20 protein-coding genes are annotated in these 25,268 nt (G+C 39.4%); 1 reads left to right on the top strand and 19 read right to left on the bottom strand.

The genetic code is table 11. The features are described 5' to 3' along the window. Window positions 1-3: 3 nt before the first annotated feature. The 11 genes from EQM06_RS05645 to EQM06_RS05600 form a co-directional block, all read right to left on the bottom strand. On the bottom strand, window positions 4-693 hold the full coding sequence (locus EQM06_RS05645) for a DNA/RNA nuclease SfsA (protein WP_128745403.1): 690 nt from the start codon (window positions 691-693) through the stop codon (window positions 4-6). Next, window positions 690-5,450, bottom strand: coding sequence for an FtsK/SpoIIIE domain-containing protein (locus EQM06_RS05640; RefSeq protein WP_128745402.1), 4,761 nt, complete (start codon window positions 5,448-5,450; stop codon window positions 690-692). The genes EQM06_RS05645 and EQM06_RS05640 overlap by 4 nt, the downstream gene beginning before the upstream one ends. Next, entirely contained in the window at window positions 5,450-6,922 is a 1,473-nt protein-coding gene (locus EQM06_RS05635) for a hypothetical protein (protein WP_128745401.1), read from the bottom strand. The genes EQM06_RS05640 and EQM06_RS05635 overlap by 1 nt, the downstream gene beginning before the upstream one ends. Window position 6,923: 1 nt before the next feature. Continuing rightward, on the bottom strand, window positions 6,924-10,514 hold the full coding sequence (locus EQM06_RS05630) for a Druantia anti-phage system protein DruA (protein ID WP_128745400.1): 3,591 nt from the start codon (window positions 10,512-10,514) through the stop codon (window positions 6,924-6,926). Between the two features lie 267 nt (window positions 10,515-10,781). Then, a complete protein-coding gene (locus EQM06_RS05625) occupies window positions 10,782-11,021 on the bottom strand; it encodes a helix-turn-helix domain-containing protein (RefSeq protein WP_128745399.1) in 240 nt (79 codons plus the stop codon). Continuing rightward, entirely contained in the window at window positions 11,002-12,666 is a 1,665-nt protein-coding gene (locus EQM06_RS05620) for a DUF2326 domain-containing protein (RefSeq protein ID WP_128745398.1), read from the bottom strand. Before EQM06_RS05620 ends, EQM06_RS05625 begins: the two co-directional genes overlap by 20 nt. Next, the gene (locus EQM06_RS13340; RefSeq protein WP_128745397.1) at window positions 12,651-12,881 is read right to left on the bottom strand and encodes an ABC-three component system middle component 7; all 231 of its coding nucleotides are present in this window, start codon (window positions 12,879-12,881) and stop codon (window positions 12,651-12,653) included. Before EQM06_RS13340 ends, EQM06_RS05620 begins: the two co-directional genes overlap by 16 nt. After that, window positions 12,868-13,446, bottom strand: a complete 579-nt coding sequence (locus EQM06_RS13110) for an ABC-three component system protein (RefSeq protein ID WP_230975031.1) — start codon at window positions 13,444-13,446, stop codon at window positions 12,868-12,870. The genes EQM06_RS13340 and EQM06_RS13110 overlap by 14 nt, the downstream gene beginning before the upstream one ends. Window positions 13,447-13,491: 45 nt before the next feature. Further along, complete coding sequence (locus EQM06_RS13105) at window positions 13,492-14,031, bottom strand: hypothetical protein (protein WP_230975030.1); 540 nt, start codon at window positions 14,029-14,031, stop codon at window positions 13,492-13,494. A gap of 480 nt (window positions 14,032-14,511) precedes the next feature. Continuing rightward, window positions 14,512-15,807, bottom strand: coding sequence for an IS30 family transposase (locus EQM06_RS05605; protein ID WP_128745396.1), 1,296 nt, complete (start codon window positions 15,805-15,807; stop codon window positions 14,512-14,514). A 132-nt stretch (window positions 15,808-15,939) separates the two neighbouring features. After that, a complete protein-coding gene (locus tag EQM06_RS05600; protein WP_128745395.1) occupies window positions 15,940-17,019 on the bottom strand; it encodes a hypothetical protein in 1,080 nt (359 codons plus the stop codon). 374 nt (window positions 17,020-17,393) lie between these two features. Here EQM06_RS05600 and EQM06_RS05595 point away from each other — a divergent pair, with 374 nt between their 5' ends. Further along, the gene (locus tag EQM06_RS05595) at window positions 17,394-17,660 is read left to right on the top strand and encodes a hypothetical protein (protein WP_330548371.1); all 267 of its coding nucleotides are present in this window, start codon (window positions 17,394-17,396) and stop codon (window positions 17,658-17,660) included. 69 nt (window positions 17,661-17,729) lie between these two features. Here the strand turns inward: EQM06_RS05595 and EQM06_RS05590 are convergent. From EQM06_RS05590 to queA, 8 genes are all read right to left on the bottom strand, one after another. Continuing rightward, a protein-coding gene (locus tag EQM06_RS05590; protein ID WP_128745393.1) for an IS3 family transposase occupies window positions 17,730-18,853 on the bottom strand; the annotation gives its coding sequence in 2 pieces (ribosomal slippage) (window positions 17,730-18,595 and window positions 18,595-18,853; 1,125 coding nt in all). Between the two features lie 255 nt (window positions 18,854-19,108). Then, window positions 19,109-19,417 carry an IS66 family transposase gene (locus EQM06_RS05585; protein ID WP_128745392.1) on the bottom strand — a complete coding sequence of 103 codons (309 nt, stop codon included), beginning with the start codon at window positions 19,415-19,417 and terminating at the stop codon, window positions 19,109-19,111. A 156-nt stretch (window positions 19,418-19,573) separates the two neighbouring features. After that, window positions 19,574-19,936 (bottom strand): IS66 family insertion sequence element accessory protein TnpB, encoded by a 363-nt coding sequence (gene tnpB, locus EQM06_RS05580; protein WP_128745391.1) that lies wholly within the window; start codon window positions 19,934-19,936, stop codon window positions 19,574-19,576. Continuing rightward, the gene (locus tag EQM06_RS05575; protein WP_128745390.1) at window positions 19,929-20,315 is read right to left on the bottom strand and encodes a hypothetical protein; all 387 of its coding nucleotides are present in this window, start codon (window positions 20,313-20,315) and stop codon (window positions 19,929-19,931) included. The genes tnpB and EQM06_RS05575 overlap by 8 nt, the downstream gene beginning before the upstream one ends. 209 nt (window positions 20,316-20,524) lie before the next feature. Continuing rightward, entirely contained in the window at window positions 20,525-21,493 is a 969-nt protein-coding gene (locus tag EQM06_RS05570) for a helix-turn-helix transcriptional regulator (RefSeq protein ID WP_128745389.1), read from the bottom strand. Window positions 21,494-21,810: 317 nt separating this feature from the next. Further along, a complete protein-coding gene (gene rlmD / locus EQM06_RS05565) occupies window positions 21,811-22,980 on the bottom strand; it encodes a 23S rRNA (uracil(1939)-C(5))-methyltransferase RlmD (protein WP_128745388.1) in 1,170 nt (389 codons plus the stop codon). 38 nt (window positions 22,981-23,018) lie between these two features. Beyond that, the gene (gene tgt, locus EQM06_RS05560; protein ID WP_128745387.1) at window positions 23,019-24,140 is read right to left on the bottom strand and encodes a tRNA guanosine(34) transglycosylase Tgt; all 1,122 of its coding nucleotides are present in this window, start codon (window positions 24,138-24,140) and stop codon (window positions 23,019-23,021) included. Between the two features lie 48 nt (window positions 24,141-24,188). After that, window positions 24,189-25,253 (bottom strand): tRNA preQ1(34) S-adenosylmethionine ribosyltransferase-isomerase QueA, encoded by a 1,065-nt coding sequence (gene queA, locus EQM06_RS05555; protein ID WP_128745386.1) that lies wholly within the window; start codon window positions 25,251-25,253, stop codon window positions 24,189-24,191. Window positions 25,254-25,268: the final 15 nt, after the last annotated feature.

The raw sequence follows: 25,268 nt of genomic DNA, 5'->3' as shown, positions 1-25,268 counted from the left end.
CTGCTAAATTGTAATCTCAATTCTTGAATGTATCTCAGGCTTTTGATTTTTTATTTGTATTGACAAAGCACTGCACAGCATTCCTTTGTCAACGCACTCCCTAAAAGCCCGATAGAAATCATCTACTTTTCGGTTTATCGCTATCTTCTTTACCTGAGGATTCAAAGAAACCAATATATAGCAGACTCGGTAGCCTTCATCAAGTGACTTTGATATTTCCTTAAGTTGTTTTACTGCTCTTTCTGAATAAACTGTTGGAAAACAGGCACTTTCACCAAATGCCAAGGTGCTTTTTATTTCTACTATAGTCCTGCTATCGTGGATAAAAAGGTCAGCCTTATAATTTCCAATCATATACTCATGTGTGATAGATTTGCGTTTACCAAGAAAATGAAAAAGTCTTCTATGAATCTGGGATTCTATAACTCGATTGCTCTCCGCTAGATTAAGTAAGATGTATCCGCGTCTATATTTCACAGCATAAACTGCATATGGAGTCCTAGCGTTTGGCGTAATTACTGGCTTCAGAAGCACGCTTCTTCCATTCATATCGATGAAATTGCTAAGACGACACGAGGATGGAATATAGCAAGTAACATCCTCATCATTTATTCTCACAATGCATAAAAATCTATTCTTAATTTCTGACTGAAATACACCATACACAAAGCTTAATTCATTTGATTCTGTCACTTGCTATTCACCACCTTTACCCAAATTCTTTCATGGATAACATCGTCAACAATTTTGTCCAATTCATCAATCTCAATTAAATATCCTTGGGCTCGCTCAACAACATCACCATTTCTAAAAATCATATCACCGTGTTTCTGAAGATACTGCGCATCTGGTTCCTCAATTATCATTCTGGAGGAAATGCCGTCATTTACTCTTAATGCTACTCGGCCGTTCAATTGCGCCTTCGTGGTCGATGGCACTAATTTTGCTTCTGGCCGTTGTGTACAAATAACCAGGTGTATACCACGGCTTCTTCCTGCCTGTGCAATACGTTGAACAGGCTTATAGAAAGCGTCCTTTTCCTTTTTGCTATCTAATTGGTCGGCCAAATCAGCAAACTCATCAATAACTACTACAATTGGAGCCAGCTTTTCTGTTACCTTTTTATTGTACTCGACAATGTTTGCAACTCTAGCTTCAGCCAAAAGACGCCCTCTGCGTTCGGACTCCTCAAAAATCACTTCCTTAATTACCTTTGTAGCTTCTGCCGCATCAGAGATTATTTTCCCTGAGTATAGATGAGGAAGCCCTTCAAAGTGAATAAAATCTTCAAGCTTCGAGGATGACAGTATCAGTTGCATATCTTCCTTCTTCGGATGGGTCATGAGCATTGATGCTAACATGGTAAAAAGAAATACAGATTTTCCGGAGCCCGTACTTCCTCCTACAAGCATGTGAGGCATCTGACTCAAGTCTTCAATAAGGTCTTTTCCATTCGGCGTTCTTCCCAATGGGAAATAAAGCTGCTCAGGTGATGTGACTGACGGAATGGAGGCTACAACATCCTTGAAAAGCACTTTTTCTCTTTGGAGCCTTGGAACATCCAGAAGAAGTTCATCGGAGTTCGGCATCTGTTGAATAATAATGCCTGTCCTTTTCATTTCTCTGCCAATGTCTTCAAGATGACTGGACAACCCCTGAAGTGCCTGTCCACGACCAAGCTTGAATTTCAGTCTAATTACACTTGGCCCAACTACTGCACTATTTTCTTCACACTCTCTAAGGTTGACATGATAGTCGCCACAAGAACGTTTAAAATCACGAACTAATTGTGCTATTTCTTCTTTAGAGATTTCCTTTGTATCGTTCTTTACTTCAGATGATGTGCTACCATAAGTTCCCGTTGGTGTTTCCGCAACCATCGAAGCCTGAGAAGGCATTATAGCATGAACAACATTAGATATATCTAGCCTCGTTATATCGGCAATCGCTACCTCGGTCTGCGAATCTGTATCAATAATGGCATCATCTCCATCGCTAGGCGTGTCAGTACCATCATCATCAAAATCTGGAGTCCACACTTCTTTGAGGATGGCGCCATCACCAAATATTTCTTGCTGTATCTCTTTGGCAGTCAATAATCTATACTCAATTGGGCAGTCGTCAAAATCCGGATTTACGCATTGAATCACCTTGCCACCTGCGACCTCATTAAGCTTGATGTGCATAAGTAGACCAACTACCTCAATGTTTATATTCCCACTGCTTCCATTGCCAAAGGTTTTCTTTAAGATATCGCACCATTTTTTCTGCCATTCAGAATCATGTACATTTCTGAAGCATTCCGATACTATCTGATATTTCAGAACCTCTCTTCTTGCCGAAGTAAACATATCCGACGAATTTTCATCGACTGAGAATATTTCTTTAAGCATGCCTACAATTGCTGCTATTTGTCCAGCAGCATGCCCTGTAATCATTTGACGACCATCATCAGATTTTGTTATTACTGCATCTGGGGACTCATCTCTTGTCTTTACCTCTATTGGCTGAATCAAAAGCGTATTTGTTCTCTCAATATATTTGAGTCCAACAAGGTCTGCTCTTTCATTTCCAAAACGGCTATCCTGCAACCATAAGCGAGCCTTATCATCATCCAACGATGCAACTAGTGAATCTGCATTGTTTCTTGTATACCACGAAGCAGCAAATAGAGTTCCAATCAATCCCTTCTTTTTATTATCGATTGCCTGCGCATCTGCTCCAAACTTTGGAATGCTTATCAGTCCGTTTGACGCGATATGCCCAAAGCTTTTAAGGATATCAATGAGGGTTTCTGATTTAGGATAGAGATTATACGCACGTAGCATCGTGAGATACTGAGTAATAATTCTCGAATCGCTTGACGCCCACACATTCACCATTCGTCTATCAAATTGCATTTCACCGATTGGTATTGCGCCAGTAGGGTCATAATTATTTGTATCTCTATCTGCAGCAACCAACCACTGTACCATCCCATCCTGGATAGTAGAGACAACCGCAGTCATATCTGTATTACCATTATAGGTGGTACGAGGATTCATATTGTTGCTAATGACATCAGCTGATTTCATTAGCTTATGATAATCCCCAATTAAACCAGAGTCCATTTCTGAGGAAGGGAAAATACTTCCTCTATGCTGAATTTCGTCAAAATCATAATCGTAGGTTACAACGAGAGGGTTAATATATAGGTTCTTGCTGTTAGGGCCAAACTCTATCGCATATGCTGACTGGTCAAAATAGAAGGCAACATGAACCGGCTTTTCCGTCAATGCAGACTTAACCTCATTAGCTGATTCAACATTCTTAATACTAATCGCGATTTTGTTTTTTCGAATAAACTCTCCTATTTCATAATCCTTCCCGGAATAATCGAGTTTGGATAACTCGGTGTTGCCATTTTGTTTTCTGGTTAGATAAACATCATAAACGACTTTTTCACAACCATTCTTATCCATAAATGACCTAATTGCTCGAAGATTGGCAATCAAGTCTGGTGCATCTACAGAACAAATTCTGATTTCATTCTTTGAATATGGCGCAAAGCCAATCCACCGTGTAAGAATCTCACCAATTGACTGAGTTCCATCATCACCAAGGTAACGGTTGGTTTTGTTCTCAAAGGTTGGAAGCATTTCAATGTTGCCTGAGCAAGGAAGTACCTTATCATCTGAAATGCCAGTAATAACACTATTAGCAATTACAAAGCTAAGAATTTGAGGCAAACGATTTAAGACCTCTGTAAGCGCGTTTGCATCATCCTCAGACAGTTCTGCCTTCTTTGATGGTAAGTTCTTGAAAATTTCGTAGTATCTCCACAGGAATATAGGGTGCACCGGCAATAGAATTGCTTTCCACTCCTTTGTTGTTTTCACATACAAAATATCCAACAAGAGCAATGCTCTTGCAATGAAGCTCGTACTGCTTGGACTCATTTCACGCATGGTTGGCTCGTTAACTCTAAAGGCATAATATAACTCAGCCCATGCTTCAATATACCCAATCAACGACTGGCGCGCATCCTCATCAATACCGAAACTCAAAACAGGATAATACATAATCATATCAAGATTATCCAGCAATTCTCCTCTGCGTGTTAGCAATTCTTCAATAATTGGAATAAAATACTCTGCTGTTTCAATTTCCTTTGCTTTGAATTGAGCATCAAACTGCGTGATAAAGTCAAATAAAGGCTGACTCCCGTCAATTCCGCCGTGAAACGACACCATTGAATCCTTTCCTATAGGATTAAAAGGCTGAAAGCTTTTAATATCTGCAGAGATTGCATCCTTCAGAACACTTTCCTCGGTTTCCATTAAGCCGCCCCAAGCGTTTTCATTGCAGGCCATACCTACGAGTTTTCTCAGGTCTGATTGATGATTTTCAATTATAATTGCTCTATCATCAAAAACACCACCAATAGAAGGAATGCTATCATTGTTGTCTTCAGTTTCTGGGTCAAAATGCTTTTTTAGTTCTCTAAGCAGTGCCTTAATGGCCACAATATCATCATCGTCTCCGTTAATGATTGTATCCGAAATCATCTGACCCAGTTCTTTCGGACGAATAGGCATCGCGACTGTTGTAACATCCGCAGTGCCATCATCATTTTCGTCTTGGACTTTAGGTGTAGTCTTCTTTTTCCTTGCTTCATTTGCTTTTGATGCAGAAAAAAGTTCTTGAACCGTGCCAAAGTCCAGTTTTTGAAGCATCTCTCTTTTCCCATATTTGTAAATATTTTGAAGTGCATTGTATGCAGATTGCAATCTATTTCGATCAGCACCCTTGGTTCTCGCTAAGGAACGGCTCAGCTTTTTTCTAGAGTCCTCGCTTAACTGTCCTATCGCAAAAATCAACTCGCGATTGCGTGTCAATCTTTCCTCAGGCTTAAATTTCGTACTCAGAATTTCTGTATCACAAAGAAGATTTAATCTCCACATATTGCTAGGAATTGCCTCTGCCGCATTACTTGAAGTTGTAACAGTCTGAACGAACTCTAGAATTGCGTCGAAAGCGTAGTAATCCGAGGTCTGCTGTAATGCTCTCCAAAAATTCTGCGTTGGTGTATTGCTTTCGCTTGCAATCTGAAGTTCAAGAATATACTTCGATACGTCCCTCAAAGACAAACTGTCAAATTCAGCTAATGAATGGAGTTTATCCGTATCTGCCTTTACAGACACAACAATACTTCCAGCATATTCAGGAATACTCCTCCATAAGACAGCCTTTTCAACAGATGGTGTTAAGGTATACTGTGACTCCTCAATATTGCCAGCAAGACCATAACCTACTGCCGCCATATAAATATGCGTATTTCTTTTATTTGCAAGCTCTTCAGCAATTTCTTGCGGCGATATTCCGCTTATTCCTTTAACAAGAATACCAACCTTTGTATCAGCAAGCTTTTCTAACAATAGCCCTATAATAAGTTCTTGCTTTTCAAGCATTAATCCGCACCTCCTAACCGTATCTGAAGGATTCCATCGGCCATAACTTCTGCAAAGTCCATAGACTCCAGTAATGTTGCAAAGTCTGTGAAATTGCGTTCTAGCGAATCTTCATCAATTTGCAATAGCATACCACTGTTTTGGAGTCGCTCAAGTTCGAATGTACTTCCGCCAACGATAATACCAAAACGCTCCCAAAGGCGGGTTGTCATCTCGCTACCACTAAGTATTTCATCTGGACTGACTGTGCTTCGTAGTATCATCTCCAAAATATCCTGTGACAAAACAAACCTCTTATTGGGGTGCATCTTATCAGGTGGATACAGAATACCGGCTGCTGTACCAAGAATTTTGAGGCAATTAACTGGATGTGATGATGCCTCTAATGCAAGCATATCGTACATAGTCTCACCAAACACAAGTCTTGCTTCGTCATCTGTCGCGCAGACTTTAGCCCTTTCCTTTGCCATTTCCCATAGAGTATCAAGTTCTACGGAAGCTTTTTTATTTTCTTCATATATTGGTGTTTCAGAAGCCAAAAGCTCAGCTTTACTATAGTCCTTTTCTTTCAGCTCTTGCGCATACCCCCATGCATAGAATCGATTAATTGATTTGTGCATCTGTGTATAGGACATTTCAGACGCACGTGCAACGCTGCTTTGGCTTGGAGCAATCCCCGAAAAATCTAAAAGTATCGGCCTAATATTCTCTTCGCAATAGAAAGCCTCTAGCATTGCCATATAACGAATAAGCTGAAATATACAGTAAAAATTGAACAGGCGCAGCTGTGTTAATGGATTAGGATGCTGCTTAAGATTTTCCATCAAGCATTCTCCACTTTCCTTAATCCCGTTCACATACCACTTAACAGAATTATTCATGTTCTTAAAGACCGGTATATCCTCATGTCTGCTTTTCTCAAACACCTGCATTGAGCTCTCGTGTACCGGCTCAAATAAAAGAGAAATCGGGTCATCTGCCTTTTCTAGTACTTCCTTAATATAATTTGCCAGGTCAGGGCAATAGGAACGAATGATACCACCAATGAATTCTCCTGTATCCTCATAGATTGAGGTTCTTGTCAAAAAGTATTTTGAGCCTGCTGTAAAGGAAATCATATCGTCCTTTAATCCCTTGACAACATAAACCCCCTTATCTGCAGATAGAAGTCTTTGCATTACATTTCTCATCGACTCAACAGAGCCCTCAACAATGCCATCCTCAATGGTTTCTTCCGCAGCAAGCGTTGCATATATCGTCTCTATTTCGCTGCCTACAGGTACATTACCCTTAGCATCAGAAACCAGCGCAAGTCGCTTTATGTTCATGGTCGTATTATAGCCACCATATATGCATCTCTGAACGCCACTTGCAACATGAACTGGTTTAATTGACCCACCGTTTGGCGTGAAGCCAACGTAGGTACTATCAACCGCCTTTCTAAAGGAGTGGAGATAAATTTGGTCAGCCATGTTAAACCTCCTTTGCTCTCTCGCCATCGATAGAAGAATATTTATGTTCCTCTCTATCAATTGCAACAGAAATTTTCTTCTTGTTTTGTACATCTAATAACGAAACTGTCACGGTATCATCCTCATCAATATCGTTGAAGGATTGAAGCTGCTCAACAAACCTCCAGACCTTTTTTACTAGGTCTGATTCCATAAATAAAACCGGAACACCTCGCTCCGCCTCTGTAAGAAGCATATACATATTGAAATCAATTTTGAGGAATATGTGTTCTGCATCCTTTTTTTCCAATCGAATATAGCTTGATGTCATATCAATTCCATCCTGCATACACTTAAGGAGTGCGGGGCGTCCAATTTTTAGGCTACTTTTCTTGATTGTACCCATTGAAATCAAGACCTTTCTGGGCTCGTTATCATAACGATGTCCTGTCCAAATCTGGAATTCAGAATTAGATGCCTTTGCGGAGCCAAAGAAAGTGTTCAACTTGCGAATCAAATCCTTTATAAGCTTTCCACTATCTTGATTCAAAAACTCTTGAAAGTGTGTAACATCATCATCCATAAGCTTAAGCAGTTCGTCACCGTAGCGATTGAAAAAGAAAAATTGTCTTTTTCTGAGCTTAAACAATTCATAGTTGTCATAAGCGATTGCCTCTGCTGGCACCTCATATCCATCAACCCAACTATCTGCCGGAATATCATTAAGAAGGATTTTCTCATCCCAAGTAGGGTGTGAAATGTCAACTGGGTCAATTGCATTTCTTATAACATCAAAAAATGCCCCCTTGCCTGAATACACAAGATTAACCAAATTGTACTGGTTGCTACCTGTTGTTCGACTAATGATTTTACAACTACGATTGCCAAAAATCAGGTAAGCGATAAAGCTTTGTAGCTCACGCACCGTAGCATGATAGCCCTGTAGTGAAGCTCTTTGAAGAATAACAAACAGTCTATCTTGGAACAATCCATTCTTCAGTAATGCGCAATTCTTATGTACAGCACAGCTTTCATTAAGCGGGCACGTTGCACATTCCTTATAATGATTTGCATCCGTAAGCTTATCAATAGCCTTATGCAATATTTCGGCAGTTAAAACCTCTCGTTTGCTTAGGTCATACACCACCAGATTTTCACAATTCAAGTCCTCATCATGAAATACCACAGAGTGACTCATTTGATAATATGCATCCTTAATTGGCTCAAACTCGGGATATTTTTGATACACTGAAAATAGAACTGCTGCATTAATTGCAATAACAAATGGCGTTTTACTCTCTCTTGCAGCCTTCCATTTTGCATAAATAGCTTCGTTGGATAGCGTACTGGCATCCAATTCTATATGAATCGGTTTTTCTAACCCCTCCAGCTTATTCTTCAACAATCGGATAATATGAGTTTTTCCATCACCCGGATTTCCTGTTAACACGATATCCTTGCCATCTAGCGCCGCCTGTATAATAGCCTCATCCAGTTTTGTCTCCAAATGAATTGCAGACAGAAGATCAGGTGAAATATGGTCTGCATATGCGCTTGACCCTCTATAGAAATCCCGAACAAATTGAAGACCTGTTTTAGCTTCATCATTAGTCGGCATATGCTGCACCTCCTTGAGCTTAGAAAAGCTCCATTCTTCATCAGCGTCTACTTGATTACTCACAAGAAATTCCTGCTTATTGAAATCACGGATTCTTTGATATATAGGTTCATAATTCAATCGGCTCTTTAGCCAACGATTTCTCCAATAATCAATTACCTTTTGCGTACCCACGCCGTAGTTATTCATGTCAGTATAATACTTCGGAGCAGAAGCCCTTCCCATTAGGTAGTCAAATGTGTTCTCAGCCAAGCATGCACCATAAACAATTCTAGACATTGCATGCTTCGAAAAGTCTTTCGAAGCCTCATTTGTTGATTCTAATAGCTCTCGAATCGACATTGTGAGTAAGCGCATTTTTGGACTCGCTCCCTCACCAAAAACATGATTAATTCGATTAAAGCCATCGCTTGTTGCTTCCGTTAGACTCATGGTTGTTGCCTTGCTTATATGCATCGTTCCAAAGCCTATAGTCATTCCAAGCTTCTTCCAAACTATATCAAAATCCGAAGCAAATATTTTTCCAGGTATTTTTAATCTATTGTATTGGCTTGAGCCGACATAATATAATGATGTCGTACCAACATATACAAGGTCTGCAGGTCTGCAAACTGGTTGTCCCTTCAAACGACTTGCAATCTCACTTGCTTTATCAGCATACCTTTCCTTATAATCATGAACAACCTGGGGCGAAGTTGCCAAAAGAGCAACAAGCTTTCCACCCAGTATCTCATTGTATGGTGGTATAGCTCCACAAACATTAAGCTCCATAAGGCTTGAACCAATATGCTTTGTTTTTTGCGCCACCAACGCACTTCTGATAGCAGAACCACCATTTTCACTTTTACAAAAGTCCTGCCACTTTTCCGTGAAATCACTGTCTTCGCACAAATCTCGGATTATTTTTTTTGCACTAAGAAGACGCGCTAGTTGTTCAGCTCGTTTTCTACGGTAAAGTGCTTTTTCTGCATCCATAGAAATACTACCAAGCTCACTTTTTTCAGCATCGTCTGTAGTGCTATCCATATCATCCTTCAAAAGCTGCTGACGAATCTGCTCAGCATTAGTGGCTTCATCGAAAAGCAACTGTACATCCGAAACAGTCGGGTCTTTTACAACTGCATCAGTACAAAGGTCAACATAGTCAATTCCTGCAATACCATCCTCTAAATATATAAGAAGTTGCTTTAATTCATTTACTGCATCAGAATCACTTAACTTTAGAATTCTTTCAACAAAAGCCTTTTGATTCCACCCAATATAATCATCTCTACAGGTTATTTGAACAGCACAGTTCTCTAGGGAAGCAATACCCATAACAGCGTGTTGCTGATGTGCTGCATCCCGGATTAAATATTGCATGGTTCTTCCTGGCGTTGTTTCAGCAGGTGTAGACCAGGTTAACCGAAAATATCTCCAAATCTCTGAAATTTTCAGACCGGTAAATTCATCCCTATCATTTTCTCTTACGAGTTGAAGATAAGGCTTTACAGCATCCTCAATTCCAATTTCTCCGTTATGTGCCCTTCCAATACGCGTTGCAAGTTCTTCACCATCCGCAATCAGAGTTGAAATGCTCAGTTTGTTTGCACCCGGGTTTTCCATTCTTTTGATAAAATCGGTATATCCAACAAGTCGTTCATGCCGACTCTCACTCATCCAACTACGTAAAAGAGCTTTCACCTCTGGTGATGTTGTATCATGCATATCTGCACCATTCAAGCTTGGCAAGCTCATGTACAATACGCCTTCTCTATAGCACGCCTTCCACGATGCACGAATCAGGTCTCTGAAAAGAAACCATACCGCACGATACTTTTTTCGCTGCTCAAGATTATATGGGCAATCATTTTCGACCCATCTTATCTCACGTTCAGCAATTGCGGCAATAGTTAAGGTAGCAGTAGCTTCGGTTATTTCAGACGCAGCATTATAAAATCTAACTCTAAATTCGCCTTCAAGCTTTGGCCTGAAAGGTATTTCTCTATTAATCATTACCGCCACCTCCTTGTCAATTTAATATCTAATACCAGCATTTTACATGCTATTTTATCCGTTTTTTCACAGGAAGAACTAGTGACTTTTCCACCTTCACCATTTACGTTCTCCTTGAACAAGTTATGCTTCATTCCATGCTCTCTCTCATTTAACTTCTGACATTATTATCTTAAACTTATATTACTTGATTCAGGACTTTGTCTTCGAGGAACTCCGTCTTCTGTATGTGCTTACACACTTTATCCAATATCGCCCATACTCATTCTACCTCTTGAGCGTCCCTTTTTCTGTACTTTCATCGATTGGTGGCACAAATTCCATAATATCTGAGACGTCGCATTTCAAAGCATTGCAAATTCTCACGAGAACTTCTGTGGTCACATTTTCATCTTTTCCGAGCTTCGCCAATGAAGAGGAACTTATCCCTGCAAGCGTTCTCAAATCAGATTTTTTCAGTTGCTTGTCAATTAATAGTTTCCAAAGTTTATTGTAACTCATCTTCATTTTGTTCGTCTCCCTCCTTATTCCAGGACTGACCATACAATTCACAGTTGTTATCAGATAGCTGGAGCACTCTGTTTTTCAATAGAATGTCCTGTGTTTCTTGAGGATAAGCAGCCTGCTTATCAAAAGCAATAAATATCTGCTTGGTGCTTTTCGCATAAATCCTCATAATGCCATTAATCGCCTTGTCGCTAATATTTTTAAGAATTAAGGAATCATGCGCTATTGCAGGCAGCGCTGTGCAGTTAAGTACAGCCAAGTCATATATAACCATTCCTTTATAGTTTGAGCCTGTTCCAGTATCATCCGGAGTTTCAAAAACATAACTGTTATACTCTCGGAATCTCAAGTTTGGTGCCTTTCGTGAGTCATCAAACAAAGAATCGTTATAGCTCTTCATTTTTTCATTCAATTCTGTTTGTATTTCAACCAGAATACTTTCAATACTCCTTTTCAGCAAATCGTCCGCACGTTTTTTTGCTTCCTGCAATTCCGTAAGTGTCAAAAAAGCAAAGTTTTGCTGTCTAAGCGCATCAATGTTTCCTTTAATTTGTGAATGCTTATCAAGGAACTCCTTCGATACATTTCCAACATAGCCAAGCTCAAAAATTTGAGAATTAATTTGGCTAATCTGAGATTGAATACTGTCAATTTCCTCTTGGACGCTGTCCCTCTCAATCACGAACTGGTCATCCAATATTGCTGCCAGCTTTTTATGGTATCGCTCAACCTCATACAATTTCCGAATATTGACACCCGGAAAATATTCCTGAAGGCCAGACATATCCGCCTCGGTGGGATAGAGCCCGTATTCCAAGCTCATTTCCAGCAGCTTTAATTTCCTTTGATTTGATTGGATTTCGGTTTCCAACTGTAGCTTGTGCGCAGATAGCATAGCCTTCGCCTTGCTCTTTTTAACCTCTTCCTCAGTATGTCCCTTTTCCGACTCTTCTGTAAGAGCAGCCAACTGAAGCTCCAGACATCTTATTTCCTCAAGGTTTTCCTCATACTTGGTTTTGCCACCTACGAGGTCTGAAACAAAATGGTATTTTCTTGCTTCTCTATAGGTAGCAAGTTTTTTCTTTTCCTCCACCAATCTTTGATTATATATTTCAACATCCTTGTATCTATCAAACAATGCGACCAGCATAGAAATAGAATCTTGCATTCCTTGGCCCGGAATACCTCGCAGTGGCTTTCTTTCATCTGTGTTTTCTTTTCCATATATTCTGACGAAACTGCTTAAAGTCACTCTGAACGAAAAACCCGGAAAATCAAGGCTGTACTTCTCTTTTAGCCAATTGGAATATTTTTCTTTTGTCCAAACATCTCCGGTCAAATCATATTCACTTGTGCAAACATAAATTTTGTCCGAATCAGAAGTATTTCGTGCAAAATAAAAATCTACCCCATCAAACCTAAAGGCAAAAAAGATTGTATGATTTCCTATATGCTTGACGCCATCACTTTCAATGTAGGTATTTCCACCAAATACAAAGTCTATAGCAAGCATTGCGGAGGATTTTCCTATGGAATTTTCGCCATCCTCTTTTCCCAGAATTACGTTTAATCCTTCCTTAAATATGATAGGCGGTCTCTCAACACCTTGTTCCTTGAACACCGGTGACCTCATTTCAACAAGCACAAAAACACCTCCTCATCGTCATTAATATCAATAGCTCGCAGCGCATACAGGCAGTCCATAACGGAGATAAAATCTGTCGCATCCTTTAAGGACATTCGCACTCTATCAAACAACTCTATTACCGGCATCGGCCCATCCTGCAACTCATCAAGTACAATAGGGAGCAACGCTAATGTACTGTTTTTATATGAATATAACTTATTAGGTAATTGCATCGAACACCTCGCAACTCTGAATGAAGTACGAAACGACAATTTGACAGTAGATTTCTTCCTGCAGACTTACCTTATGAATCTTTGCAGCTATCTCATTGAATATTTCGATGTTTGTTCTTTTAGCTTTCTTTAGTCTTTTGTAAATAGCATGTATTTGGTCTTGGATTTCGTCATAATCAATTTCTCCACGCTTATCCAAGTTAATCATTATTTCACGGAGCCTTACATAGTAGGTATTAACATAGGTTTTTACTGTCATGTATAATGCAAAATTATCATCGGGGCTCAATTTTTGCTTGATTTCTTTCGGGTCAAGTGATGCATCAGCCAATTCTTTTTCTTTTAGATTTTTCACTTTTAATATGATACCAATAACTCCTTTCTCAATTGGCAAATCGTCAAGTAGTGTTACACTTCTTTGATGCCCCATTAAAATTTGCTTTACACCCGTAAGTTCCTTACAAATTTTTTTATTATCATCTATCGAATATGTAGCATAGCACCTCGGACAAAGCGCCAGAAGATTTTCTATCTTCGGCGCTTTTTTCTTATCTATCAGCGCCACTTCATAGGCATAGGCCGTTTTTCCATTTGCTGAAATACTTAACTCTCAACCACATCCAGGAAACGCACAAGTATATTCTGCTTCGCTCAATAAATAAGCTCCATAATTGTTTTTCCACTCCAACGCCAACTGCTGCCGTTTTTGTTGTTCAAGCACGCCTTGTTCAACAAGTCCAACCGCAGTACGAATTATTTCTACAAAACAATCAGCGAGTTTTTTCGCAATATTGCTTTTATCAGCAGATGCATCATAGCACTTATAATCCTCAGCCAAAAGACGCAGCACCGTATCTGGACGTTCTTCAAGCGTGCTGACAAAGACTTCAGGTGTAAGTCGATAAACAATGCTTTGCGCAAATTTCTGGGATAAATTCCGCTTAGCGTATGACCGAATTGTGCTTTCCTTTGATAGTTTTGTTGACGGGTCTTTTGGTGTAGCCCATTCATCTTCCGCAACATCCGTAATCATCGCAATTAAATCTCTGAAGAAATATGGGACATCCGCACCATCTGATATTCGGTTTTTTAGCATTGAAAAATACTTTGAATTCCACGCACATTTCTCCTTCTCGTTAATTTGTACCACGATGTACCACGGTGCTCCAAACCATCCCCAAATCGATAAGGGTCATTTTCTATAATAAAAACAGAACAAATGGCACTGAGCAGTTGAGCACAAATACACTTAAAAATATTATACGGCTTCTCTGTCCATTTGTCAAATTTCCGGTTTGCAAAAAGGACATTATATTTTCTTTGAGAATTTTTCACACGAGAAAAGGACATGGTCTGCAATCCAAAACTTAAATGTAGAACGAGATGCCATCTTTGTAACTGACAACTGAATATTTGTAAACGAGATGCTACTTTTGTAATCGAAATGCATGTATTGTAAACGAAAAGCAACTTTTGTAACCAAAATGCAGTTTGATTTTTAGATTTTATTACAGTATGATAATAAAAACGGGCATGTCAAAGGGAGGTCGACTTCCTCTCGATTTCTTTGTAATCGGAGAATCTACCCCTTAATCTTTAAACAGTTTAATGGTTAGCGCATGCATATTTATTATTTTTTGAGAAGCTTAGGTTTTAACATGATGTCACTGGCTGCAACCGGTGCACATCCAAGTTTATGTAAAACTTCTTCTCCATGATAAAAGCTGAATGTTTCGTAGGGACTACGATTATTTAGCTTTTTTCTTTTGTAAGAATTGATATGATTCATCATTAAATTGATATCTTCCTGCGATAGGTTGTTGAAGCTTGTACCTTTGGGTAAAACTCTTCGTATTAATTCATGGTTTACTTCGATTGCTCCTTTTTGATAAGGACTGCCTGCATCGCAGTAGAACACGCTAGTTCGCTGATATGGTATCGTTTGTCGATATTCAATCGCCTTCGGGTTGGAAAATTCACTTCCATTATCCGTAAGAATAACAGGAAATAGTCTGTTAAATACCGTTTCCTCCAGGACCTTATCAAGTTGATTGAAGACATTGATAACAGACTTAGAGGTATTAGCATCCCTCAAGAAAGCGAGCATAAGACTACATTCTACAAAGTGAATAGTCAGAAGACATTTGCCTCCTTTAGAACCAATAACAGAATCCATCTGAACAACGGCAGTATCCAGATTTTTATCCATAAAAGCTCTAAATGCTTCATAATTACGTCCAATTCGGCAGCCTTTATCCACTTTAAAATCAGGCTTTTTATATCGCTGTCGAAACTTTACTTTCCTTGGGAGATCAATGTTTCTGACATCAAACAAACATGCATCAATGTAATTGTAAATGGTTTTTTCGCTACACATCAGCTCGTCCTGATGATTGATATAGATTTGATTGACAGATTGACCTTTTTGAACCAGAGGAGAAATAATCTTATTGAGTCTACTTATTTCATCCTCAGATACACACAAGCCACTTCGTGACTGTGAAATAAGCTCATGTGATTTTATATGGGCGTGTTCCGCATCATAAATATTTTTTAAAAGTGTACATTTACCAATTGTCTCACATCCATTACAAGTATAGGGAACCCTGAATCTGGCGGTACAGACTTCCTCCACAAACTCTGGGCAGTTACTATTACATGAGGAACAAAGTTTGCAATAGATATCAGATTTTCTGGAACATTCCCTACCGCAAACCTTTTTCATTCGACAGTTAAAACGGTTCTTACAAGCATTAAAGGGAAAGCCCGGATATCCTGTGGCAATTTGAGAGCTATACTTTCGGACTTCCCTTGAGATTGTCGTTGGGTTCTTATCTAATCTGCGGCTAATTTCTTTAAAGGAAAGACACTCTTTCAGAAATTTTTGTAGATCAAGTCTTTCTTCATAGGTAAAAAATTTAGTCATATATCCTCCGTTCTGCCGCCAACTCTTTTAGAATATATGAGATTTAAACTTACGAAAACAAAAAGACTGGAATCAACCAATCTTTTTGTAAGCCAAGGTGCAACCACTTGGCATAGACTTTATATTTAGGAATTATATCATTGCCTTAAGATATTCATAGACATTTTTTATATCAATATTCTTTTTGTCAAAGCGATATTCTAAACTATATGATGTCGGATACCGAAAATTATCTCCATTTTTATCCAAACCGCTTATTTCTCCAATTAATCTTTCAACGATAGCTATAACCTCTGTATCATTACCAGAATCATTTGCATATTTCATGATGACCGGTTTTATATTTTTCCACAAATCTTTTTTTATAAAATGACTCCTCCTTTTTGCGCGAAATATTTCCAAAGGTACACCATCATCAACAGAACTGTAAGATAATCTTTTTAGGCACAGCTCTATCGTATTTCTAAACATGAACATAAGCGGATAAAGCTTTGTCTCTTTTGAAATATTTGAATTCTTATAAATAAAATCAATGACTTCACTGTAACCGGTAACTTTCACATGAAATCCTTCATCCGATAACCTCTGCCATAAATAGCAATTACCAATTCCATGCGACGCAAAGATAAAGAATTCTGGTTGAAGAGTATTATCAAACTTGTTTTCATCAAGAGCTATCCCTTCCTGAATACATTTTTTGACCAAAGCAAATGCCTGTAATAAATTATTAGCAACATCTACGTTATCCAGAAATTTATCTCGATATTTTGAAAGGAATTCATCTTCAAAAGGAAATCTAAACATATCTGATTTGCTATCAACCTCTTCCAGTGAGTCTAAGTACTTTGTCATCCATTCTTTTTCTTCATTAGTTAAATAATTTTCATTTCCAACATCATTATATCTTTGAAATAACATTGATAAATCATGGCAGCATTCAATAAATGCCTTCTGAATATCATTGTTCTTATTATAGACTCTACACAAAAGAGACTTCAACCCCAGCTCTATACTCTGACGAACTAAAAAAATTTCAGTTAAAAACCACATATCTGATTTAATGTTATCATAACCACTGCATATAACTTCATCAAATATACTAAAACCACAATCGTAAAAATTATATGCTAATTGCTTATAATCTTCAAAATAGTTTCGACTCCATTTTATAGATACCTTGTTTTGGTCATTTCCTATTTTCCAAAAATCCATATTATCTGATGGCCATAGCTAAGCTGAACTCTCCATGTGTTTTCTCCTTCCCATTGAACATCCAATCCACTGCCTAAACTCTCTCTGACATCTAAATCACTGCTTCAATGCCCAACATCTAAATCGGCGTCTAAACTATACACACTTTTTCTGTTCTCTGCATATCGCATTGTTTCCGCAGAGCGTTAGGTTTAGACCTCGGATTGAATGTTTTCCTATTCCTGATAGCAAAAAAGACCTGAAATCAAGCCTTTTTCACACCTTATCATTTCGTCTTAGACATCAGAACTACTGTCTCAACGGTATTACCAAAGACCCACAAAGCTCCAGACAGCTATATCAACGTATCTGTGGACTTTGGAAACAGCGTTGGTATGATACCACTTAATAGTATAGTTGAAAAAGCAGAGGCATACAAGCCAAAACAGAGAATTACTTACAAGCTGATAAAGGAATATATCCTTGAAAAATACAGCTTTAAAGTACACACAGCATACATTGCTGAGGTCAAGCGAGATTTGGGTTTACCCATGTACGATGCCCCTAATGCAGTAGAGGAATTGAAACAGCCGAGAAAACACCCCACTTCTATTCAAGTGGATGCTATTAAAGATGCTCTTACTTATTTTCAAGTAATATAGAAAACTAAATACAAATATGAAATTGCTCTTTACATTTTGTAAGGGGCATTTTGGATTGTCAACACTTTTTTAGACAACTTTTTTAAGGTTAGTAAGCCGATATTCTCTCGGGGTCATATAACCCAGTGATGAGTGGATTCTGTGGTTGTTAAACCAGTTTACATAATCCGATAATTCGTATTGTAATTGCTCCAGTGTTTCATATTGCTGTCCTTTCACAAACTCGGTCTTGATGATTTTAAACGTGGCCTCTGCCACCGCATTGTCGTAGGGACAGCCTTTCATGCTCAGGGAACGGCGAATGTGGAATGCCTCAAGCGTTTCATCCAGAGTTCTGTTTTTGAATTCATTTCCACGATCTGTGTGGAAAATCTGTATTTTATTCAGATTAACATTGACTCTGGAAAAGGCTTTGCTTACCAATGCCGCATCTTTGTTCCTGCCTGCACTGTAACCGATGATTTCTCTGTTGAACAGGTCAACAAGCACACAAATGTAATTCCAGCTGTTACCTACCCGTACATAGGTCAAATCGCTGACTACAACGTTATATTGGGACTGGTCAGAAAATTCCCGGTTCACTATATTCTCAACCTTTGATTCATTGTATTTATCAATATGGGGCTTATATTGTGCCACTGTATAAGCGGATACAAGGCCTTCCTGTTTCATGATTCGTCCAATGCGCCTGCGGGATACGGTGAATCCTTTTTTGTGAAGCTCCACTTTGATTTTCCGGGTACCATAATTATTCCGGCTCTGACGGAATATCTCCCGGATTTCAGCAGCCAGATGGTTCTCCTTTGGTTTTTGTTTTGCTTCATAATAATAAGAACTTCTTGAAATGTTTAGGACTTTACACATTGCTGATACAGAGTATTTGTGGGCATTTGCCTTTATTACATTTACTTTCGCCCCAAAATCAGCGCTGCTTGTTTTAAAATGTCATTCTCCATCTCCAATTGTTTATTGCGTTTACGCAGTTCAATTAATTCCTGCTGCTCTGTGGAACGGTTATCTTTCTCATGGAAAGAACCGGAGGTGGCAGACTGCTCGAGCCATTTATCCAGCAATGAAGTGGCGATGTCATACTCTCGGCAGATATCACATTTCCTTTTTCCATTATGATACAGTTGAACTAACTGCTGTTTAAATTCATCCGCATAGGAACGGGGTTTTCTTCTTTCGGTCATGGTAATTACTCCTTCTCTGCCTTCTATTTTACATGACCTTAAAATATCTGTCCAATTTATTGTAGCCTATCCAAACAGAAACTTGATAAGGCGATGAGGTGAGTAAGGTTGCATAACAAACCAAAGCCCAAAGGGTAAACGTATAACCGAAATTGTAAATCAAGAGGTTGTGGAACGAAAGATTAGTGTCTTACCTTGGGAGACCCTACCCACATATCTGAAGGAGAAGCTCCGATAGATATGGTCGAAAATGGTTTAGGGAGTCGTGACATCTTCCTCGGATCCTTCAAGGTCGCAAACCGCTTCTGCTTCATTAAAGAAGGCGATCTTTCCGTCTACCTCCATGAAGTAGAGTTGTCCATAGTCCCCCATCTTTTCTGAGGACCGACCAAAGCGTTCCTGCTTGGAGAGAACCAGCTGTTCCATGATCCGTTGGAGCTTTTTATCCATTTCTTCAAGCTTTCGGCTCTGCTTTTCAGATTCTTCCTGCATGGCAAGAAAAAGCTGCACGAGAATCGACGGATCGATGCTGTTTAATTGTTCTTCTGTGTATTTCATTGCCATGATCTTTACTCCTTTTACGGAATATTTTAGCAGAAAACGTAAGATTTTTCCACCTGGTATGAAATAGTACTTCGTCATTATGACGGTGGATAACAATGAAAACGGCCTTTTTTTGCATGGTGATAACGGATATATTTTCTACCTTTTGCACAACACTTACATGGCTTTCGGTGGATTCTCAAGTTCCACGATGGGGCGCCTGGCAATGATCTCAAAGCCATGCATAAGCAGGTTGTATTGTTCCCCGGCGATTTCTACCGCTTCATTTAACAAACGAGGCCACTTAAAGGTGCCAATGTTGATCCTTTTGTAAAGAAGCAGGAATCCATCTCCCTCCCAGATGAGTCCTTTTATTCTGTCCGGCTTTTTGCCGCAAAACAAACATAAGGTGTTCTTATCGTATGGATCCAGATTGAATTGAAATTTCACAATGGCAGCCAGTCCGTCAATGCCTTTTCTTAAATCCGTAGTTCCGACTGCCAGATATATTTTTTTAAATCCGGTGGCATCGTTAAGCATGATCAAGTGCTCCGATCAGGTTTTTCATAAACTCTGCGGAGGCACACTGCCTGATTTCGATGGAAATACCACTGGATGTACGCAAAACTGCTGAGGTAGAAGAATTATCATTGGCAGTTGCTTGAACCGGTGCTAATGGTATAGCGTACGGAACCGGTGTCGGTAATTCAACAAAGTTTCCGGCAGGAGTTTCCACCTGTTCCCAGAATGCCTGGCGAACCCGTTTGAGCCGCCAGTAATAATTCGCCCTTTTCATGTTGTGTTGCTCACACCATTCGGCAACTGTCATATTTTTAGGACGATTGAGGCAATCTTTAACTTCCAGTGCCCATTGATTCAGACGTACTTGTGTAGCGACCTGACTTTCCTTTGATTCCATAAATCCCCCTCCATTTACCGTGTGGTCTAAAAAGTTAAGTCAACTTTTCAGACTAAACTATTTAGACTTTTTCGATGTTGGGTTTATTATCTCAAAGAATGGTAGTTATTAAAAGGTACGCACTATTGGGCGTTTACTTTATCTCAGTGCATTTATAGTTTTTATTTTAAGTAATTATTCATGGTTGCAAATTGGAACTTGTTAATATATTACACTTTCCGCACAGGTCTGATATACTTCCAAAACCGTGTGCAATCATGATAGAAATAAAACACTCTGCCAGGAGTGGTATCGAGACAATAACCAGTAGCGGTATAATCAAATTCTTTCATTGCCTTTTCGATTTTTTCCTCCACACTGCTATTTTCTGTCTCAAAATCGAACGGTCCATGTTCAAAAACAATATATTCCGTTTCTGGAACATCAATCATATGCATTTGTGATGGCGCTTCACCATCATAATCAATCGATAGACGTACACCATAACATTCCGCAAGTGGAATTCCCCAACTACAGATTCTACCAGTAGGTTCATTTATAAATGCCATAATTTGACCGCTACCGCTATTCGCTTCACTTCCACCTACATCATCTAATTTTCCCTTGATACTATCCAGTAACCCACAAATTGTTTCACAATCCTGTCCTGAAACGAGACTCTGCTTTTGCCAAAAGTCCCAATACCCAATACTCTCATAGTTCTTAATATGCAAAAACTTATGTGTGGGAATTGTAATAAAATAAGTCTTTACATCCTCTGCTGATTTTAACATACCAGTTCCTCCAATTCCTAAAAAATAGCAGTCAAAGGGCCTTATTATTGTACGAAGCACGACTGGTATAGGATTTTGACGGTATTCACTTGGAGTAATACCATATGTTGCCTTGAACGCACGAGTAAAAGCTTCATGTGAAGAAAATCCATAATTCAAAGCAATGTCTAAAATACCATATTCGGTGTCCCGAACTTGTTTCAATGCAAAAGCCAGTCTTCGATAACGCAGATAATCTCTAAATTGCATACCCGAAATTTCTTTAAACTTTCTCGAAATGTAGAATTCCGAATAGCCCAACTTATGTGCAAGATACTTTAGGGTCAATGCTTCATCCTTTTGCTTTTTAATGCAACCGTCTATCTCATCAACAATTTTTTGAACATTCTTGTACCACTCATACATCGTTGCACCTCCTTTCAACTGCCTTGTAATAATTATAAAGAACTGGAAAATAGGTTGCTTGATTTCACTTGCGAAAGATAACCAAATTCCTATTTGTCTAATTGCTTATAAATAATTCATGTTTCACTACTCTACTTTTCTACAATATATAATATAATTCATCCACCAATTTATTAACTCTAATTTTCCATTCTTCTCCTGTCATCATTTAAATTACCCTATGTCATCTATATTTTACCCTATTTTTAAGGGTCAAAAACGGTGTTTTTTTGCTCTAAAATCGTCCTCAAACCACTACATATTGTGTTCAGCTTACGTTATTTCTTATCAGAACCACATTTCGTCATCAAAACCACACACTCCGTATGTTTCGTCATCGGAAAATTATCATACGCTTTCACTGTTTTCACTTCATACCCATAAAGCTGCATAAACTGCAAATTTTCTGCCAATGTTTTAGGATTACAAGAGATATAAACAATTTGCTTCACGCCATAATCTACTATTTTGCTTAAGGCCTTGTTCTGAATTCCCATTCTGGGAGGATCCACCACGATGACATCCGGCTTTTCTTCTATATTGTCCAGCACATTAAAGACATCTCCTGCAAGGAATTTGCAATTTGCAAGACCGTTTAATGCTGCATTCACTTTAGCAGCTTCTACGGCTTCCTCCACCAGCTCCACGCCTATGGCCTTTTTGGCCTTTAAAGCCAGTGCCTGTGTAATGGTTCCGGTTCCGCAGAACAAATCATAAACTGTTTTTCCTTCCAGGTCATCAATTAATTCTAAAGCCTCTGTATATAAACGCTCTACTGCTTCAATATTTGTCTGAAAAAAGGAAAATGCACTGACCTTAAACTCCAGCCCCATAATTTTTTCCATATAATAATCCCGTCCCCAAAGGACTTTCAATTCATCGCAGTTGACTGCATCTGCGATACCGTCATTGATGGTTCGAAGCACGCCGACCAGATTATTATGCAGCGGAAGCTGCCTGATATATTCTGTAAAAGCAGCTTCGTCAAACTCGGTCTGAGAAGATGTGACCACATTTACGAGAATTTCTCCGGTTCGCTCCCCTTTTCGGATGATCAGGTTTCTCATGAGTCCTTCATGTGTCTTTTTATGATAGAATCGATACCCATTCCGATTACAAAAATCCAAAACAGCCCGAAGAATCCGGTTAAAATCCGGGTCTACCAACTGGCATTCATCCACGGTGATAATGGACATGAACCTCCCCTTTTGATGCATGCCCAGCGTCATATCACCGTCCTTGACTTGATCTCCAAAGGTATACTCCATCTTATTCCGGTAGGCATACTGTTTGGGACTGCCTTCAATGCCCAAAAACTTTTCATATTTTATGCCTTTATCCTCCAGCAGGCGAAGGACTTCCCTTCCCTTCATCTCTACCTGCTTTTCATACGGTATGCCCTGATGAATACATCCCCCGCAAAATTGATCATGTTTACATATTTCCATATACTTTTTCTCCTCTTTAGGCACAATATGACAGGTCTTTAAAACCTGCCATATTTCGTGTAAAACTCATTTTTGTATTCAAGGAATCGGTCTTCTTCAATAGCCTTTCTGATGTTTCCCATCATATTCACAAGGAAATGCAGATTATGATTGGATAAAAGCATTGCCGACAACATTTCATCACATTTATATAAATGTCTCAAATACGCTTTGGAATAATTTCTGCAAGTATAGCAGTCACATTCCGGATCAAGAGCTTCAAAATCTCGTTCGTATTTCGCATTTTTTATATTGACCCTTCCGTAAGAAGTCATTGCCATACCATGTCTGGCAATTCTGGTGGGAAGGACGCAGTCGAACATATCCACTCCCCGTTCCACTCCTTCAAACAAATAATCCGGGCTTCCTACACCCATTAAATATCTGGCTTTTTCTTCGGGCAGATAGTCCACGCAGTCATCCAATATATCCAGCATTAATTCCTTGGGCTCTCCTACACTTAATCCGCCAATGGCATACCCCGGCAAATCCAGATCTACCACCTGCATGGCACTTTCGTATCTTAAATCTTTATACATGCCTCCCTGCATGATACCAAATAAAGACTGTCTTTCAGTATCTTTATGATATTCTTTGCACCGCTTCAACCATCTGGTGGTTCTTTCCAGTGAATTTTTTACATAGTCTCTGTCTGACGGATACGGCGCACATTCGTCAAATGCCATCATGATGTCCGAACCTAATGCGTTCTGAATTTCCATGGACTTTTCTGGTGAAAGCATATGTTTGGAGCCGTCAATATGAGATCTGAACTGAACCCCTTCTTCTGTGATTTTTCTCAGTGCTCCCAGACTGAATACCTGAAATCCGCCGCTATCTGTTAAAATAGCTCTGTCCCAGTTCATAAATTTATGCAGACCGCCCGCTTCCCGGACGATTTCATGTCCCGGTCTCAAATATAAATGGTACGTATTTGACAAGATGATCTGTGCTCCCATTTCTTTAACCTGTTCAGGCCGCATAGCTTTTACGGTAGCCGCCGTTCCAACGGGCATGAACACAGGCGTTTCAATCGTACCATGGGGAGTATGTACCCTCCCTCTTCTCGCCTTCGTGCGGCTGTCTTTCTTTAACAGTTCATAAGTAACTGCATGTTTCATGTACCTTATTCTCCTTTAATATTCTGTCCAATGCTTTAGCATGGTTCTCTACAAAATCAGCATGGCATCACCGTATGAAAAGAATCTATATTTTTCTTCTACGGCAGTCTTATACACTTCCAGGATCTTCTCTCTGTCATAAAGTGCGGAAATAAGCATCAACAGGGTTGATTTAGGCAGATGGAAGTTCGTGATCAAACAATCGATGATCTTGAATTCATAGCCCGGATATATAAAGATTCCGGTGTTTCCGTGTCCCGGCTTTACCTGATAGGCTGAGCTTTGTCCGTCTTCATTCAGTGTAGCTGCACTTTCAACAGTTCGGCAGGAAGTGGTTCCCACGGAAAAAATTCTTCCGCCGTTTTCCTTTGTTTCATTGATAATTCTGGCACTTTCCTCGCTTACCTCATATTCTTCAAAGTGCATTTTATGCTCTTCTATAATATCGCATTTGACCGGTCTAAAGGTACCAATGCCCACATGAAGCGTCACATAGGCCAACCGGATACCTTTTTCCTGTGCCTGCCCCAGCAGCTCCTCTGTAAAGTGAAGACCTGCTGTGGGAGCGGCTACGGAGCCTTCTTCCTTGCAATATACGGTCTGGTATCTATCCTTATCCTGCTCTTCACTTTCCCTTTCAATATAAGGAGGAAGAGGCATACTTCCAAGCTCCTCCAAGCGTTCAAGGAAAATACCTTCATACTCAAATTTTACATGTCTGGTTCCTTCTTCTCCATAATCCACCACCGTAGCCTGAAATTTTGCAGTAGCTCCCTCTCTGGAAAAGTCTACTACATCCCCGGGTTTAAGCCGTTTACCCGGTCTTACCATGGTTTCCCACAGATCACCGTCCAGCCTTTTTATGAGAAGAAATTCTACTTTTGCTCCGGTTTCTGCTTTGATTCCGAAAAGACGGGCAGGCAGCACCTTAGAATTGTTTAACACCAAACAATCCCCGGGTTCTAAATACTCTAAAATATTGTAAAAATGTTTATGCTCAACGGCTCCGGTATCTCTGTGCACCACCATGAGCCTTGAATTATCTCTCTTATCTGCTGGTTTCTGTGCAATCAGCTCAGAAGGCAGGTCGTAATCAAAATCATTAATATGCATGAATCCTTTATAATC

Origin of the sequence: Aminipila luticellarii (assembly GCF_004103735.1) — a bacterium.
GTDB lineage: Bacteria > Bacillota > Clostridia > Peptostreptococcales > Anaerovoracaceae > Aminipila > Aminipila luticellarii.
The sequence above is the reverse complement of the archived record's forward strand: the minus strand, read 5'-3'. Positions and strand labels throughout refer to the sequence as shown.

Excerpts from the sequence above, each read along its gene's own strand:
- EQM06_RS05640 (WP_128745402.1), bottom strand. The coding sequence starts at position 5,450 with ATGCTTGAAAAGCAAGAACTTATTATAGGGCTATTGTTAGAAAAGCTT.
- EQM06_RS05635 (WP_128745401.1), bottom strand. The coding sequence starts at position 6,922 with ATGGCTGACCAAATTTATCTCCACTCCTTTAGAAAGGCGGTTGATAGT.
- EQM06_RS05630 (WP_128745400.1), bottom strand. The coding sequence starts at position 10,514 with ATGATTAATAGAGAAATACCTTTCAGGCCAAAGCTTGAAGGCGAATTT.
- EQM06_RS05625 (WP_128745399.1), bottom strand. The coding sequence starts at position 11,021 with ATGAAGATGAGTTACAATAAACTTTGGAAACTATTAATTGACAAGCAA.
- EQM06_RS13340 (WP_128745397.1), bottom strand. The coding sequence starts at position 12,881 with ATGCAATTACCTAATAAGTTATATTCATATAAAAACAGTACATTAGCG.
- EQM06_RS05605 (WP_128745396.1), bottom strand. The coding sequence starts at position 15,807 with ATGACTAAATTTTTTACCTATGAAGAAAGACTTGATCTACAAAAATTT.
- EQM06_RS05600 (WP_128745395.1), bottom strand. The coding sequence starts at position 17,019 with ATGGATTTTTGGAAAATAGGAAATGACCAAAACAAGGTATCTATAAAA.
- EQM06_RS05595 (WP_330548371.1), top strand. The coding sequence starts at position 17,394 with ATGATACCACTTAATAGTATAGTTGAAAAAGCAGAGGCATACAAGCCA.
- EQM06_RS05585 (WP_128745392.1), bottom strand. The coding sequence starts at position 19,417 with ATGGCAATGAAATACACAGAAGAACAATTAAACAGCATCGATCCGTCG.
- tnpB (WP_128745391.1), bottom strand. The coding sequence starts at position 19,936 with ATGCTTAACGATGCCACCGGATTTAAAAAAATATATCTGGCAGTCGGA.
- EQM06_RS05575 (WP_128745390.1), bottom strand. The coding sequence starts at position 20,315 with ATGGAATCAAAGGAAAGTCAGGTCGCTACACAAGTACGTCTGAATCAA.
- EQM06_RS05570 (WP_128745389.1), bottom strand. The coding sequence starts at position 21,493 with ATGTATGAGTGGTACAAGAATGTTCAAAAAATTGTTGATGAGATAGAC.
- rlmD (WP_128745388.1), bottom strand. The coding sequence starts at position 22,980 with ATGGAAATATGTAAACATGATCAATTTTGCGGGGGATGTATTCATCAG.
- tgt (WP_128745387.1), bottom strand. The coding sequence starts at position 24,140 with ATGAAACATGCAGTTACTTATGAACTGTTAAAGAAAGACAGCCGCACG.
- queA (WP_128745386.1), bottom strand. The coding sequence starts at position 25,253 with ATGCATATTAATGATTTTGATTACGACCTGCCTTCTGAGCTGATTGCA.